This is a genomic window from Enterococcus sp. FDAARGOS_553 (assembly GCF_003812305.1).
Classification (GTDB): domain Bacteria; phylum Bacillota; class Bacilli; order Lactobacillales; family Enterococcaceae; genus Enterococcus_D; species Enterococcus_D gallinarum.
Window position 1 is genome coordinate 2,482,746 of the sequence record NZ_CP033740.1, and the last position, 14,580, is coordinate 2,497,325.

Annotated in this window: 12 protein-coding genes; 6 read left to right on the plus strand and 6 right to left on the minus strand. The window is 39.9% G+C overall.

Translation table 11 applies throughout. From position 1 onward, the window contains the following. Positions 1-517: 517 nt before the first annotated feature. The gene (locus EGX73_RS12375; RefSeq protein ID WP_003127277.1) at positions 518-1,993 is read left to right on the plus strand and encodes a hypothetical protein; all 1,476 of its coding nucleotides are present in this window, start codon (positions 518-520) and stop codon (positions 1,991-1,993) included. 182 nt (positions 1,994-2,175) lie between these two features. Here EGX73_RS12375 and EGX73_RS12380 read toward each other — a convergent pair whose 3' ends face one another. Together EGX73_RS12380 and gadC are read right to left on the minus strand one after the other, a co-directional pair. Next, on the minus strand, positions 2,176-3,576 hold the full coding sequence (locus EGX73_RS12380; protein ID WP_003127278.1) for a glutamate decarboxylase: 1,401 nt from the start codon (positions 3,574-3,576) through the stop codon (positions 2,176-2,178). Positions 3,577-3,607: 31 nt separating this feature from the next. After that, the gene (gadC, locus tag EGX73_RS12385) at positions 3,608-5,122 is read right to left on the minus strand and encodes a glutamate:gamma-aminobutyrate antiporter (RefSeq protein ID WP_005472579.1); all 1,515 of its coding nucleotides are present in this window, start codon (positions 5,120-5,122) and stop codon (positions 3,608-3,610) included. A gap of 785 nt (positions 5,123-5,907) precedes the next feature. Between gadC and EGX73_RS12390 the strand changes: the two genes are divergently transcribed. Genes EGX73_RS12390 through holA form a run of 3 tightly spaced genes read left to right on the plus strand, consistent with a single transcriptional unit; the run spans position 5,908 to position 9,638 of the window. Then, positions 5,908-6,369 (plus strand): ComE operon protein 2, encoded by a 462-nt coding sequence (locus tag EGX73_RS12390; protein ID WP_042620404.1) that lies wholly within the window; start codon positions 5,908-5,910, stop codon positions 6,367-6,369. Continuing rightward, positions 6,341-8,581 carry a DNA internalization-related competence protein ComEC/Rec2 gene (locus EGX73_RS12395; RefSeq protein ID WP_123866978.1) on the plus strand — a complete coding sequence of 747 codons (2,241 nt, stop codon included), beginning with the start codon at positions 6,341-6,343 and terminating at the stop codon, positions 8,579-8,581. Before EGX73_RS12390 ends, EGX73_RS12395 begins: the two co-directional genes overlap by 29 nt. Positions 8,582-8,612: 31 nt before the next feature. Next, complete coding sequence (gene holA, locus EGX73_RS12400; RefSeq protein WP_123867084.1) at positions 8,613-9,638, plus strand: DNA polymerase III subunit delta; 1,026 nt, start codon at positions 8,613-8,615, stop codon at positions 9,636-9,638. A gap of 44 nt (positions 9,639-9,682) precedes the next feature. Here holA and rpsT read toward each other — a convergent pair whose 3' ends face one another. Further along, a complete protein-coding gene (gene rpsT, locus EGX73_RS12405; RefSeq protein WP_003127283.1) occupies positions 9,683-9,937 on the minus strand; it encodes a 30S ribosomal protein S20 in 255 nt (84 codons plus the stop codon). A 276-nt stretch (positions 9,938-10,213) separates the two neighbouring features. On the opposite strand from rpsT, the gene EGX73_RS12410 reads away from it, so the two are divergent. Then, positions 10,214-11,227, plus strand: a complete 1,014-nt coding sequence (locus tag EGX73_RS12410) for an inorganic phosphate transporter (RefSeq protein WP_086269307.1) — start codon at positions 10,214-10,216, stop codon at positions 11,225-11,227. Positions 11,228-11,239: 12 nt separating this feature from the next. Next, the gene (locus tag EGX73_RS12415; protein WP_123866979.1) at positions 11,240-11,863 is read left to right on the plus strand and encodes a DUF47 domain-containing protein; all 624 of its coding nucleotides are present in this window, start codon (positions 11,240-11,242) and stop codon (positions 11,861-11,863) included. Positions 11,864-11,911: 48 nt separating this feature from the next. Here EGX73_RS12415 and EGX73_RS12420 read toward each other — a convergent pair whose 3' ends face one another. The 3 genes from EGX73_RS12420 to EGX73_RS12430 all read right to left on the minus strand — a co-directional run bounded on the left by EGX73_RS12420 (position 11,912) and on the right by EGX73_RS12430 (position 14,263). Beyond that, the gene (locus tag EGX73_RS12420; RefSeq protein ID WP_005472587.1) at positions 11,912-12,745 is read right to left on the minus strand and encodes an undecaprenyl-diphosphate phosphatase; all 834 of its coding nucleotides are present in this window, start codon (positions 12,743-12,745) and stop codon (positions 11,912-11,914) included. Positions 12,746-12,920: 175 nt separating this feature from the next. After that, complete coding sequence (locus tag EGX73_RS12425; protein WP_005472589.1) at positions 12,921-13,625, minus strand: histidine phosphatase family protein; 705 nt, start codon at positions 13,623-13,625, stop codon at positions 12,921-12,923. A gap of 20 nt (positions 13,626-13,645) precedes the next feature. Next, entirely contained in the window at positions 13,646-14,263 is a 618-nt protein-coding gene (locus EGX73_RS12430; protein WP_003127289.1) for an MBL fold metallo-hydrolase, read from the minus strand. Positions 14,264-14,580 lie beyond the last annotated feature (317 nt).

Here is a 14,580-nt window from a genome sequence, read left to right on the forward strand (position 1 = left end):
GCTCGCGATTCAGTGGCTTTTCTGTTTCGTTGTTGTAGGGGGTATAGGGAGTATAGGGGTATAAGGGGTATAAGGTAAGTAGAGAAGTCATTTTTATTTAGTAGAGCGATCGGGTGAAACAAGTCAGTATCGCGACGTATTATGCTAACAAAAACACACTCTGTCGCAGGCGGCCGGTGGTTGTAAAAATTAATCTTTTGCTCAAAAAGAGTCAATCGATACAACTATATGTTGTATCGAATGCTAGGGGATCTAAGGAATTTATCGTGTGAATACAAAGTAGACCTTTTCTCACTGTGTAATCCATTTGTTTATTTCAGCAGGAAAAGATTTGCTAAAGGTAAGCTATACCGATTACATGAAAAATTCTTCATTTTTCCCAAGATAAAATTAAAAATAATTTTGAAAACAATTTTTTTGCCTAAACTTTTCCTCAGAATGCTATCAATTTCATTTCTTCCTATTTCCTGATAGTTTATAATAACGGACGTAATAAATTCGGGAAAGGAGCGAGCCTATGCTGGAAAGGTATATAGAAAAATGCGTGATTCGTCAAGTCTATCTTTGCGAGCAGTTGTATGAGAAGGAAAGCGTGCTTATTGACCGTTTAGCCGAACAGCTGGATGTCTGTCCTGCGACCATTATCAATGACATTGATAAAATTCTGCTTTTACTAAAAGAACGCATTGCTACCGCCACTCACGAGAAGCATACATATCAAGTGGTTTTTACTGCCGGATCTTCCTTATCAGAGCTTACTCAAACCATTTATCAAGGATCCTATTTTTTACAAGTTCTCTATCAATTTTTGATTGGAGAGAGAAGTTGGCAAAAAATATCGGAAGAGGTGTTTATTTCATTAAGCAAGGTTTATACCATTCGGACAGACTTATGGAGATTTTTTGAGGAAATGGGCTATTTAAATGAAGAGCAAGAGGAGGTCGAGATCCCCGAGAAAGACTTCCGCTATCTTCTATTGGCTGTAATGAACTATTTAGGAAAACGTCCTGAAAAAAATCAGTCTTTTATTGAGCAGGCTTGTGAAGAACTGATCCAATTCGTGGAACAACGTTTTTTTCTGCGTTCTTATCCTGAAGACGAACGTCAAATCATTCATTTAGGGATCCACATCGGATTAGCAAGAAGCCGAATAGCTCCTATTTGTTTTGCATCAAGGGACAAGGAGATGGCACGACAGACACCGCTATTTCAATTATTACAGCAAGGTCTTAAAGAACTTGTAGTTTCTTTGTGTAGCAATGAGGACGAAGAATTTTACATCTATTCACTTTTTAATTCACGCAAGTATCAGTGCAATAATCTGGAGCTGTTGCAAAGAGATTTTGAAGTCGTTTATCGTAATCACATTCATCGCTGTCCGGAGATGTTGGAACTCACGCATTTATTACAAAACCGATTAGGAATCTCCGAGAAAAATCATTTGTTGTTCGAAAAAGCGTTACTACCGTTTCTTCGTTCCGCTTGGGGGGACATGCAGATCTTTCAAACGGATCGTCTATTCTTTCTCTACCCAAGTGAGAGGGAAATGTTTGATCAAATAATGGAGAGCCTTGGGTTATGGGCAAACCAAAACCAGCAGATGATTCGATGGAATGACAATCTGGTTCGTAAATTGACGATTTTACTAAGTTTGCTTCCTGATGCTGAAAAAACTGAACATTTGGAAGTGTATATTGTTGCACCTTCTGATTTTAAATACTTGTATTATCGCCAACAGTTAGAAGAAATGTTAGATGAGCACTTTACCATAAGCAATATGATCTATCACCAATTAACTGATGTGGTGGATGATGTCTTTTTTTGTACCAAACGAATGATTTTATGTGATGCTTCTCTTTATCAAGAAACACTTCAAACGAAAAATACTAAAATTTATCCGGTGACTTTCAACACTGTTTCCTCTGTTATCTTAGCTATCAATCAGACACTATATCAACGAGTCGAGGAAATCTTTGCAACAAAGAGTAATTGAAAAGACTGAAAAAGATAATTATTGATACAAAGAGAGGGATTGCGCACAGCCGTGCGCAATCCCTCTCTTTGAACTAAAGTAGTGCAAGCGAATGGCACTACTTGGGACAGTTCCGCAATAGAAGTAACGTTGAGAGCTCTAATGATTTTGGGGAAGTTTCTTGCTAGAACGTGTTGGCCTTTTTAATGAGTAAAGCCGTAGGTTTTGATTTCTTGTTTTTTATGATAGACCAGATGAGCCTGATCAAGTGCCAGCAGAGCTTCTTTCATGTCTTGAATATAATCGTGGGCCATATTCATACCAAAGTCTGCACGAATGACCAATCGTTGGATGATTTGGTCGTCTAAATTGGCTGGTAATGGATAAGCTGGAACTTGCCAACCTTTCATGAGTAAACGGTCTGCTAAGTCATACAACGTCCATTCCCGTTTTGAATCGTCTTTCAATTTGTAGCAGACGATCGGAAGTTGAGCGCCATCATTGATCATTTCGAATAGATCGGTTTTTTCGATTTCTTTTGCCAAATAAAGAGCAACTTTATGGGTCTTGTCATGAATCGCTTTGTAACCATCAAAACCATAGCGCACAAAATTATAGTATTGTCCGATCAACTGAGCAGCACTATGGGAGAAGTTGATGGCCATGGTTGGTAACTCACCGCCTAAATAGCTGACTTTAAATACAAGTTCTTGAGGCAAGTAAGATTGATCGCGCCAAAGTACCCAACCCACACCCGGATAAACGAGACCGTATTTATGACCCGATGTGTTGATTGATATGACATTTGGTAATTGAAAGTCCCAGACGAGATCCGGTTCAGTAAAAGGGGTATAGAGACCACCAGAAGCAGCATCCACATGAATGTAGACTTTATAGTCCGTTGTTTGGTTGTATTGTTCAACAAGTTCATTCAATCCTTTAATGTCGTCATAGCGTCCTGTATAGGTGATTCCTAGAATGCCAACGATGCCGATCGTATATTCATCAACATAGTCCATCACTTTATCAAGATTGATCGACAAATGGTTTTCATCCATAGGGACTTCTCTCATCTCGATATCCCAGTAGACACAAAATTTTTCCCAACAAACTTGATAACCGCTTGAAATCACTAAATTAGGTTTATGAGCATTTAGATCGAGACCGAGTTTTTCCGCCCGATTACGCCAAGCAAATTTCATTGCCATCCCACCTAACATACAGGCTTCTGAAGAACCAATGGTAGAAGTGCCCATGAATTTTTCTTCTTTGCTTGCATGCCACAAATCTGCAATGATATTCACACAGCGATTTTCAATTTCTGCTGTTCGTGGATACTCGGATTTGTCGATGGCATTTTTTTCTAGAGTTTGTGTCATCAGCTTAACTGCTTCCGGTTCCATGTAGGTTTGACAGAATGTAGCTAAATTCAAACGGGCATTTCCTTCATCAAGTAGCTGATCTTGTACGAGCTGATAGGCCATTCTAGGTTCAACAGATTGTGGATTTAGTTTGTATTTCGGTAAATCTTCTCCTTCACAAACAGCTCCAAAAATTGGTTCCAAATAGTCTGCTTCTTCGCGGTTTTCTTTTCCATATAACATGATAATTCCTCCTAATAGATAAAAAATACGGTTAATGTTTGATTGTATACTTCTCGTTTTGAACGATGTGGTGTTCTCCTCGAGCGCTTGGATAAGTGGCAGGGTTCACATCTCCTGTTTTCATATGAACCGGTTCGTCGATTTGAGCTTCTTTGCCACGTTTGTCATGAAGTTCATAGAGAATGAATGGTAACAATAAAGTAACGATGAAACTAATCAACAAGATGACTTGGTAAGTTCTGTCTTCACTGGCAGGAATCGAAGAAGGTGGGAAGAACGAAACGAATAATGCGAGCAGCGACATGATGAGCCCTAATCCTGCGATTATTGTTTTTCCGATTGTTTTTCCTGGAACATTATAGGTACGAGGAAGATCTTTTTTCTTAAAAAGCAGAACAAAATAGCCCAAGAAAAACAGCAAATAACCAATCAAATAAATCACTACTGTCAGCGAAATAGCTACCAAGAAAGATAAGTTGTTTCCACCGCCGCCAAACGTTAGAACAGCACCCCATATTGAAACGATGATTCCTTGAATCATGATTAGCGGAACAGGGACGCCATGTTTATTGTGCTTTCGCAAAAAAGTCGGCAGTAATCCTCGTTGTGCCGCTGCAAACATACCTCTTGATGGGCCAACGACCCATGAGCTGACCTCACCCATGACACCAAAGGCAATCATTAGTGCGATTAACTTCACTAGCCAACCAAGATGCGGATTGAAGTGAAGCAACAACGATTCAAAGGTTTGAATCACTCCGGCACTGAGAGATAATTCTTTTTGCGGAATGACCGCAGCAACAGAGAAGCCGCCAATAGCGTCTAATGCAATGGCAAGAATGACTAGCAAAATCATTGCTAGTGGATAATTTTTTTGCGGATTTTTTAGTTCATTAATGTGGGAAGCAGAGGCCTCCACACCCATATAAGCCAAAATAAAAGAAACAAATACCACGAGAGTAGAAACTTTTGAAAAGTCAGGGATAAATGCCTTTTCACTCAGGGGTATTTGAATAGGATTTCCACCGATGAAATAAGCTGCTGCTAGCACAAATAAGAGGATAGAGGGAATGACGATCCCGATAACAAATCCTGCTTTTGCAATTTTTGCTGTTCTTTTGGTTCCACCTAACTGAGAAAACGTTAAGAGCCAAAAAATAATCAGCAAACCGATGTACTTCATCAATGGATCATTGTTGAGGGCGGGAAAATTCAGCACATAAGAAAGTGCTCCTAAGATGAAGTAAATCATCGTAACAAACCCGACAGTAATCTGAAACCACTGAAAGAAGATCGCTGCAAAGCCAAACCGTTCGCCTAATGTTTCACTAACCCAACTAAATATCCCACCGTTCTGCCAGCCTTTTACCGTCGACATTTCTGCCGCGCAGAGTGCAACAGGCAAAAACCAGAGGATACCTCCTAATAATAAGAAGAAAACCAAATGAAGTTGTGACGTGGCAAAAGTTGGGTACTCGTACACAGTCAGGACCATCGAGGCTGTTAGTGCGAAAAAACCAAATAAAGATAATTTTTTCTCGTTCATCAAATCGCTTCTTTCTAAGTCTAATATCTTTTTGGCGCTGTTATCTCGGAGGAGAAAGCTGATGTATACTTCTGTTCATTGTGTGTCCACCTCTTTTCTTACAAAACGAAGTATAAAACTTTTTGGGTAAGAAAATTTCCAAGTTTTTTCTGAAAACAAAAGTGAAAAAGAAAAAAAGCTGGAAATAAAAAAGAAGCGTGTATTTTGCTGTTAAAAAAAAGCAAGAGCACTCGAAAGGCGTATTATTTTATGTACCCCTGAAAAACTAGAAATAGGCAGATGGTGTTGCTACAAAGGTTTTAAGAAAAATTTGCGTTAGGCAAGTGTTTCAATGAAAGGGAGGAATCGGAAGAAGAAAGAGAGAAAAGGCGAAAAAACTATTATACCTGGGAAGAGTAAAGTGAGGATCTTTCGTTCCATCCATTAGTAGCATCAAATATTAGTAGCATCAAAGAAAATAACAAGCAGTTTTATTCCCAGTCCCTTAATCAAAAATAATACCCAGCAGGTAATGGAGTCATTTTGAGAACTGTTTGACTGACGGTAGCAGTAGGAAAAACAAGCAGAAGTGAATGGAGAAAAAGACACTAAAATTCATCAGCCCCTAGATTAATCAGTGGGGGTATAGTATATTATAAAAAATTGTGTACTATTATTTCGCAATCGGAAAAATAGAAAAAGGAGGTACGCAGATGACAAGCGATCTGAATAAAAAGAATCAATGGGTTAATTCTCAAAACCGATCGATAGAAGGAAATAAACGAATCCCTTGGGATCAGTATTTTATGGCTCAAGCTGTTTTACTTTCTCTTAGAAGTACATGCTCTCGGTTAGAGGTGGGGGCGACACTAGTCAAGGACCGACGGATTATTGCCGGCGGCTACAATGGCTCAGTTAGTGGAGACGTTCATTGTATTGATGAAGGCTGCTATGTGGTTGACGGACATTGTATCCGCACGATCCATGCAGAAATGAACGCATTACTGCAATGCGCCAAGCTAGGTGTTTCAACCGACAATGCCGAGATTTATGTGACACACTTTCCATGTTTGCCTTGTACGAAGGCGATTTTGCAGGCAGGCGTCAAGAAAATTCATTATCTGAATGACTACCGCAATAATCAATATGCTCTAGATTTGATTCAACAAGTTGGTGCTACCGTCCACCAAGTTGAACTTGATCCAGCATATTTTGAAAAATTATCTTTTGGTGCCTTGAATGGGGCTACACATACAAACATGCCGTGACCATTTCCTTTTTGTTGGAGTGATCATTGGTTGCTGGGTAACAGGTTTGTATTTGAAATCTGTTCTTTTATTTATTATCGCAAGTTATCTTCTTCTGGGACTACTGATAAAAAAACAAGTTGCTTTATTGGCACTTTGTTGTCTTGGCAGTGTATTGATAGGGGGACGTATGGTCAGTTTTCAAAATCCTCAGTTGGAAGAAGGATCGTTAACTGCTGAGGTTCTTATCTATCCTGATACAATCAAAGTCAATGGTGATTTAGTGACATTTGAAGGGAAACTGCCTGAAGGTAAAGTGATGGGGCGTTACCAAGTTTCTTCTCTTTCCGAAAAAGACCAATGGCTCAGCCGACAAAATTGGCAGAAATCACTAAGAGTACATGGAAATTTCAAGATAGCAGAGCCAATCCGAAACAAACATGCCTTTGATTACTCATTTTATTTGGCTAGCAGGAACTTCTTAGGCACATTGACGATTACTGAGATTCTCGCAAGCAAACAAACTGCTGGGATTTCTTCGATCCACAGGTGGCGAGCAGCTGCAGTGACTCACGTGAAGCAGTTTTTCCCTGAGAAGTTGGCATCTTATATAAACGCATTGTTATTTGGGTATAAAGATCATGAGTTTCAAGAGATCCGTCAATTATTCAGTAGCAGTGGCTTGCTGCACTTTTTTACTGTGTCCGGACTGCATGTGTCTTTCTTTTTCTACTGGTTAGAACGAGGTCTGAGACGAGGAAAGCTCACCAGAGAGGAGATGCTGCTTCCTCTTTTGCCAATTATCCTGATAGCCGCCATTTTATTTGGTGGTTCTATCAGCGTGATTCGAGCTGTTCTCGCTTATGGGATGACCGTTCTTTTGCGACTGTTTTCCTGTCACCTTTCAGCCTGTGATCGTTACGGTATCGTGCTTTTTCTAACACTTATGATCGACCCAAAAGTTTTTCTGCAAACGTCCGGGCAGCTATGTTTTTTGATGACTTTTTTATTGCTCATGCAAAGAAACGTACAGGTTTCCTCAGTGATCCGTTCTCAGTTTTTGCCGTTATTGGCAGCGCCGCTGCTGATGCACTTATTCTATGAATTTCCTTTGTTGGGTGGGATTTTTACTCTTCTTTTGCTTCCGTTGTTTCAACGTTTTATCTTACCTAGCTGTTTTGCTCTTTTTGCCGTAAGTCTTTTGATACCAAAAATACCCTATCTGGATAGTTGGAGTGAAACACTTTTTCATGGAATAGAGGAAATCGTCTTTTTTCTTGGAAGATTTGCCCTCACGACTGGAAGGATTCCCTTAGAACTTGCTATTTTCTGTAGTCTTCTTGGTTTATTTTTTTATCAGCGGCATCAGTTCTTTTTTTGTTTCTTAGTCAGTTTGTTTTTACCGCTACTTTTACAGCGTCTTTTTGTCCCTGCTGCCGTTACATTTGTCGATGTTGGGCAAGGTGATAGTATTGTCTTACAAACAGCCTTTAACCGGGAAGTGTATGTGATTGATACCGGCGGCAGTTTATCTTTTCCTAAAGAGGCGTGGCAGCAACGCGCGTATCAAGAAAATGCACACGCCTCATTGATTCCATTTTTAAAAGGCGAGGGAGTCAGGCAAATCGATGGGCTTTTTTTGACTCATGGAGACACGGACCATCTAGGTGATGCATTGGCATTAATGACAGCAATCCCTATCAAAAAAATATACCTAGTTCCTGGAAGTGAACACCATCCTCAGATTGCCGCGTTAATCAAGCAGCTTCCGCAAGGAACTGTTCACTGGACAAAAGTGGGTGAAACCATTGGTCGCGACCTTGCTATCACTGTTTTAGCTCCTGAGTCTGGACAAGGTGAAAATGAAGATTCTTTAGTTTTGAAGGCTGAAATTGAGAAGTGGCGCTTTTTATTTACCGGTGATTTAGATCAAAAAGGGGAAGAAAAGTTGATTCAACTGTACCCTCATCTCCAGGCAGAAGTGGTAAAGCTAGGGCATCATGGCAGTCGTACCTCGACTTCTGCTCGTTTTATCGAGAGCCTTTCACCCAAAATCGGCATCATCTCTTGTGGCAAAGACAATCGCTATGGACATCCACATTCTGAAGTTTTGGAAGTGATGGAAGGAAGAAGCATCTTGAGAACAGATCAGCAGGGGATGATCCGCTTCAGCTGGTCAAATTGGCATCGTGTCCAACAGCTAGAAACATGGCTAGACTATCGATTAGAATGATGATAGGATGGAAAAGAAAGCGGGGGAATCTATGGAACTGCAAAAAGCGTTGCAAGAGATTCGAACGAAATCTCTGCAACCTATCTATTTAGTGACAGGCACAGAAAAATTTTTACAAGAACAAGTACGTCAAGCATTTTTAACGCGTTTTGAAGTTTCAAAAGATGACTTGAATTTTGCTTCTTTTGATATGGAAAGAGAGCCTTTGGATTTGGTGATTCAAGAAGCGCAATCGTTGCCGTTTTTCGGTGATCGGCGATTGATCTTTGTGGAGCGGCCTTTTTTTCTAACAGCAGAAAAAAAAGCCAATGTTCCAGAACATGACCTTGATGATTTTTTGCTGTATTTAAAAAATCCAATGGACACGGCTGTTTTGGTGATTTTTGCCGAATATGATAAGCTGGATGAACGAAAGAAAATCACGAAGCAGTTGAAAAAAGCAGGGATCATCATCGATGTGGCACCAATGAAAGAAGCGGATGTTCGTCGGTACTTGCAACAGACATTGACAAACGATGGTATTGAAATGACTAGAGAAGCTTTTGAACTGTTCCTGCGGTTGACTGATCTCCATTTATCAAAAGCGATGCAGGAGTTGCAAAAATTACGCTTGTATGCAGGAAAAGATGCGAAGATCACAAAAGAAATCGTTCAGCAATTGATTCCTAAAACCTTAGAACACAATGTTTTTGAATTGACTAATGATGTGTTACAAGGAAAAGTAGCGGATGCCTGGCGGTTGTATGATGACTTGTTGTTACAAGGGGAAGAGACCATTAAAATCAATGCAATTTTGATTGGACAAGTACGCTTGCTTTTACAAGCGTCGATTCTGATGAAGGTCGGCTATCAACAGGCAAATATTGCTGAGACACTAAAAATCCATCCCTATCGGGTCAAGTTAGCGATGCAGCAGGCAAGAAAGTTCAATGAAAAGCAATTAGCAGCCCTTTATCATGAATTGATTGAGAATGATTATTTGGTGAAAAGTGGTCAAATCGATAAAGAATTTCTGTTTCAATTGTTCGTTTTAAAGCATGGTAAAAGACAAGGGTAAAAGAAAGCCGAAGCAATCATTTGATTGCTTCGGCTTTAATTTGCTTATTTCGCAATTTTTTTACTTAAACGAGATTTGTCACGACTAGCTTTGTTCTTGTGGATCAATCCTTTAGTCTCAGCCATATCGATTGCTTTAACAGCATCTTTATATAACGCATCTACGTTATCAGCACCAGCTTCAACAGCTAGATCAAATTTTTTGATTGCTGTGCGCATTGTGCTTACTTGAGATGAATTCTTAGCATTAGCCGCTTCGCTTGTGCGAACACGTTTGATTGCAGATTCAATGTTTGGCATGTATTTCACCTCCAAAAATAAGTTCTTATACGTTTGAAACGTATAAATCAACACTAGTCATTATACCTAATGCAAGTTTCATTTGCAATAAAAGTTGTAAAGAAATTTTACTTAACACAAAAAAAGGTGCTTTTGCCAGCTATTTTTTCTTGTTCTATATTATTATTTTAATCCTTTACATATTTTTTAATGAATACTTACAAAAAGTTTACACTTTGTTCACTTTCTATGCTATGATTACTTCGGAATTTTTAAATGAGGTGTATAAATGTGAATATGGCTTTAGTTATAACCATCGTGCTCTCGTTAGGCGTTATTTTCGTCAATGGGTGGACGGATGCTCCAAATGCAATTGCCACCGCAGTCTCTACGAGGGTCCTACGTCCAAATGTCGCTATTGGAATGGCGGTAGTGATGAATTTCCTTGGGGTCTTAGTGATGACGTATTTCAATGCGCAAGTTGCTGAAACCATCAGTAACATTGTCAGCTTTGATACTGCTGGCGGCTTTCATGTTGCACAAATCGCTTTAGCTGCTGCACTTTTTTCAATCGTCGTCTGGACGGTTGCGGCTTGGTACTTCGGTATTCCAACCAGTGAATCCCATGCATTGATTGCTGGACTTACAGGAGCAGCAATGGCACTGGGCGGATTACATGCAGTAAACGGACAAGAATGGGTCAAAGTACTGATAGGGCTGGTGGTCTCAACATTGATGGGGTTCATTGGTGGGTTTATCATCACCAAATTGATCGTTTGGCTCTTCCGGGGAACTTCTCGTCGTAAAGCAAATAAAGTTTTTACGATCGGGCAAGCGGTCGCAGCTGGAGCAAACGCTTTTTTGCATGGCGCACAAGACGGTCAAAAGTTTATGGGGGTCTTTATGCTAGGTCTTTACTACAATAACCTTGTAGAAAAAAGCGGCAACGGCTTTACGATCCCTTTGTGGGTAATGGCGTTATGTTCTCTTACTATGGGAATCGGAACCTCTGTCGGTGGGATGAAAATCATTAAATCTGTCGGCATGGACATGGTCAAACTGGATAAATATCAAGGTTTTTCGGCTGACTTAACAGCGGCAATCTGCTTGTTCTTATCTTCCGTGTTTGGGATTCCCGTTTCGACGACACATACAAAAACAACTGCCATCATGGGTGTTGGCGCATCACGTCGCTTTTCCAGCGTTGACTGGCGCATCGTGAAAGAAATGATTTATGCTTGGATCTTGACTTTCCCAGGCTGTGGCTTGATTGCCTATGTAATGGTAAAAGTATTACTTGTGATTTTGTAAGGAGAGAGAAGAATGGCACGAAAAAAAAGTTTTGATTATTTTGCAGCGATGGAGCAGCTGGCAACCAATGGTCATTTAGCGGCAAAACGTTTTTCAGTTCTGATAAATGATTATTCAGAAGCAGCGTTAACTGAAGCAGCAGCAGAAATTCACGCATTAGAAAAAGAAGGAGATCAAGTGATCGCAGAATTGACCAATGAATTATATGATTCTTTTATCACACCGATCGATCGAGAAGATATTTTGATTATTTCTGAACGCTTGGACGATATTTTAGATGGCATCATGGGCTTGACTTATTTATTTGAAAATCTTGTGATCAAGTCATTACGTCCGGAAACAGCTGATTTCGCTGTCATGATCGAACAGGCCACACAAGGTGTGCAGACGGCATTAAAAGAGTTTCCTAAATTCAAAAATTCAAAGACGCTACGTCAAATGATCAATGATGTCAATCGTATCGAGTCTGAAGCGGACCTTTTGTACTCTAAATTGAAAAAGGTCCTTTTCACCGATGAAAAAGATGTCTTAGAAATCATTAAATGGAAAGACATTTATGACCGCTTTGAAACAATCATCAACGACACAGAAGGTGCTGTCGATATTATTGACGGCATGGTCATCAAAAATACCTAATTTAGCTAAAAACACTGCGATGTCCAAAAGGACATCGCAGTGTTTTTATTATAAAGATACTAACCAGTAAACGATCAAAACCGCACCAAGTACGATACGATACCAACCAAAGAAAGTGAAATCGTTTCGTTTGATATAATTCATCAAGAAGCGGATGGCTAACACGGAAACGATAAAGGAAACGATCGTTCCAGTTAATAAGATAACTGTTCCTTGCAAGTCAAAAGCATTTCCATCTTTCAGAAATTTAAATATTTTTAAGGCACTTGCACCGAACATGGTAGGGATACCTAAGAAGAATGAAAATTCTGTTGCGACAAAGCGGGAGGCACCAATCATGATTCCTCCAAGAATCGTAGCGCCAGAGCGTGATGTTCCGGGAATCAATGCTAATACTTGAAACATCCCGACAATTAGTGCTGCTTTATAAGTGAACTTGTTCAAATCGGTACATTTTGGTTCTTTGTTTTTGTTTCTTTTCTCAACGACGATGAAGCCGATCCCGTAGATGATCAGAACGATCGAAACAGAGAGGAAATTATAGAAGTGAGCGTCTAACCAATCGTCCAGTGGCAAACCAATGATGACAGATGGTAAGACAGCAATGATCACTTTCGACCAGAGTGTCCAAGTGTCTCTCTTTTCCAATGCATTTTTGGTGGGTGAAAATGGGTTTAATTTATGGAAATAGAGGTAAACAACCGCCAGAATCGCTCCTAACTGGATCACGACGTTGAACATCGCCATAAATTCCGGGCTTACTTTCAACCCAATAAATTCATCAGCAAGGATCAAGTGACCGGTACTACTGATGGGAAGCCATTCGGTAATGCCTTCAATGATTCCGAAAAGGATGGCTTTAATAAAATTCGCAAAAAACATTTGTTCAGTCCTTTCTTGTATGGTGAAATACATTACATAGTATACCTGTTCTAGGAAAAAATACCAAACACTTCCTAAAAAAAGAGCAGTTTTTCTTGCTGAAAAAATCGTCAAGCCGAGGATCTTTTCAGCAAAAAACTACTCTTACTTTTGTTGATTCATTATTGCAAGAAAATCAAGCGAGGAGATCTTGTGAAAGGGCAAGTCCTTTCTTGATATATTCAGTGTTGCCCACTTCCGCAATTGTGAATTCACCATTTTCATAAATCAGTCGGGTAACCGAACCATTATCGATGTCCATACGCACGTTGTTTTCGTTATTGATCAAATGCAGCAAGAAGGCGATCGTTAGACCATGGGACACAACTAACGCATTGCCGCCGCCTTTTTTCTCAACCCGATACGCGATGTCTTCAAAGCCGGTTTTGACCCGTTCAGTCAATTCATCAAAGGATTCGGCCCAATTCGCTGTGTCCGCACGATGAATCGCATTGGCAACAGCCTCAAAGCTGACATGGCTAGCAATCATATTATCATAATCAGGGAAATCCAACACACGAGGAATGACGCCCCACATTTCTGCATCATAAGCCCCTTCTAAAGACCCAAAACACCATTCTCTGATTCGTTTATCAATATGATAAGGAATCTGAGGCCCACGTAAATGCTCGCCCAAGATCAAGCGCATGGTTTCGATAGCACGACCACTATCACTGGATACTGCTTCCACAAAATCGATCTCCCGGAGACCAAGCCCAAGATAATGGATTCCTTGTTCACCTGTGCGGGTCAATGGAGTATCACACCATCCCTGAACGCGCTGTAATGTATTGAACATTGTCTTACCGTGTCGCACGACATATAATTCTGTTCTTGCCATATCGTTTCCTCCTTTTACATTTATCTAAAAAATGGATTTGTCCGTTTTTCGTTTTCAATCGTCGTTGGCTCACCATGCCCTGGATAAACAGTTAATTGGTTGGGCAGAATAAACAACTCAGATTGGATACTCGTTAATAATTGTTCCAAATTACCAGTTGGTAGATCCGTACGTCCAATACTGCCTTTAAAAAGGGCATCTCCTGAAACGACAAAATCATCAAAAATAAAGCTGACACTCCCAATGGAATGTCCCGGAGTTGCCACAACGCGAAAAGAGATGCCGTCAATTTGATAATCTTTTAACGCCAATTCATGCTCTGCAGGACGTGCAGTAATACCGCCTAAGTCAGGATGGCGACCAGAAAGATTTTTTAGAGGATCTCCTAACCAATCTTGTTCTAATGGACTGACATAAACGGGGATACTGTAATAGTCTCTTAAGTGATCCACTGCACCGATATGGTCATAATGAGTATGGGTCAATAAGATTGCACTAGGCTTTGCTTCTGTTTTTTCGATTTCAGCAATGATTCGTTCAGCCTCTGCTCCCGGATCAATGATTAATAAATGCCCATCTTGCCAAACCAAGTAACAATTCTCTTGAACAGGGCCGGTGACTAAGCCAATGATTTTCATATTTTAACCTCCTCTGTTTCTTCTTTTAGTATAGCCTAAAGTATTCAAGGAAACAAAAAAAGCTTTTTAAAGATTCACAGTTTTGCTCTTTATTTAGGAAAAAGCAAGAGAGCGTAAAATGGCTCTTCTTGCGCTGGTGGAAGAAACCAAAGAGAAAATGAGATTAAAAAAATCTGCAAAAAACGGCAGTTTGATTAAAAATAGGGTCGTTTTTAAAAAACTATCCCGAAAAATTTTCTAAGAAACCTCCGTAAAAAAAATACACTGTTATACTGTAATTAATTTAAAAAACCTTAATTATGGAAATAGTGGAGGCA

Excerpts from the sequence above, each read along its gene's own strand:
- holA (WP_123867084.1), top strand. The coding sequence starts at position 8,613 with ATGGAACTGCAAAAAGCGTTGCAAGAGATTCGAACGAAATCTCTGCAA.
- EGX73_RS12430 (WP_003127289.1), bottom strand. The coding sequence starts at position 14,263 with ATGAAAATCATTGGCTTAGTCACCGGCCCTGTTCAAGAGAATTGTTAC.
- EGX73_RS12380 (WP_003127278.1), bottom strand. The coding sequence starts at position 3,576 with ATGTTATATGGAAAAGAAAACCGCGAAGAAGCAGACTATTTGGAACCA.
- EGX73_RS12375 (WP_003127277.1), top strand. The coding sequence starts at position 518 with ATGCTGGAAAGGTATATAGAAAAATGCGTGATTCGTCAAGTCTATCTT.
- gadC (WP_005472579.1), bottom strand. The coding sequence starts at position 5,122 with ATGAACGAGAAAAAATTATCTTTATTTGGTTTTTTCGCACTAACAGCC.
- EGX73_RS12420 (WP_005472587.1), bottom strand. The coding sequence starts at position 12,745 with ATGTTTTTTGCGAATTTTATTAAAGCCATCCTTTTCGGAATCATTGAA.
- EGX73_RS12410 (WP_086269307.1), top strand. The coding sequence starts at position 10,214 with ATGGCTTTAGTTATAACCATCGTGCTCTCGTTAGGCGTTATTTTCGTC.
- rpsT (WP_003127283.1), bottom strand. The coding sequence starts at position 9,937 with ATGCCAAACATTGAATCTGCAATCAAACGTGTTCGCACAAGCGAAGCG.
- EGX73_RS12390 (WP_042620404.1), top strand. The coding sequence starts at position 5,908 with ATGGCTCAAGCTGTTTTACTTTCTCTTAGAAGTACATGCTCTCGGTTA.
- EGX73_RS12395 (WP_123866978.1), top strand. The coding sequence starts at position 6,341 with ATGGGGCTACACATACAAACATGCCGTGACCATTTCCTTTTTGTTGGA.
- EGX73_RS12425 (WP_005472589.1), bottom strand. The coding sequence starts at position 13,625 with ATGGCAAGAACAGAATTATATGTCGTGCGACACGGTAAGACAATGTTC.
- EGX73_RS12415 (WP_123866979.1), top strand. The coding sequence starts at position 11,240 with ATGGCACGAAAAAAAAGTTTTGATTATTTTGCAGCGATGGAGCAGCTG.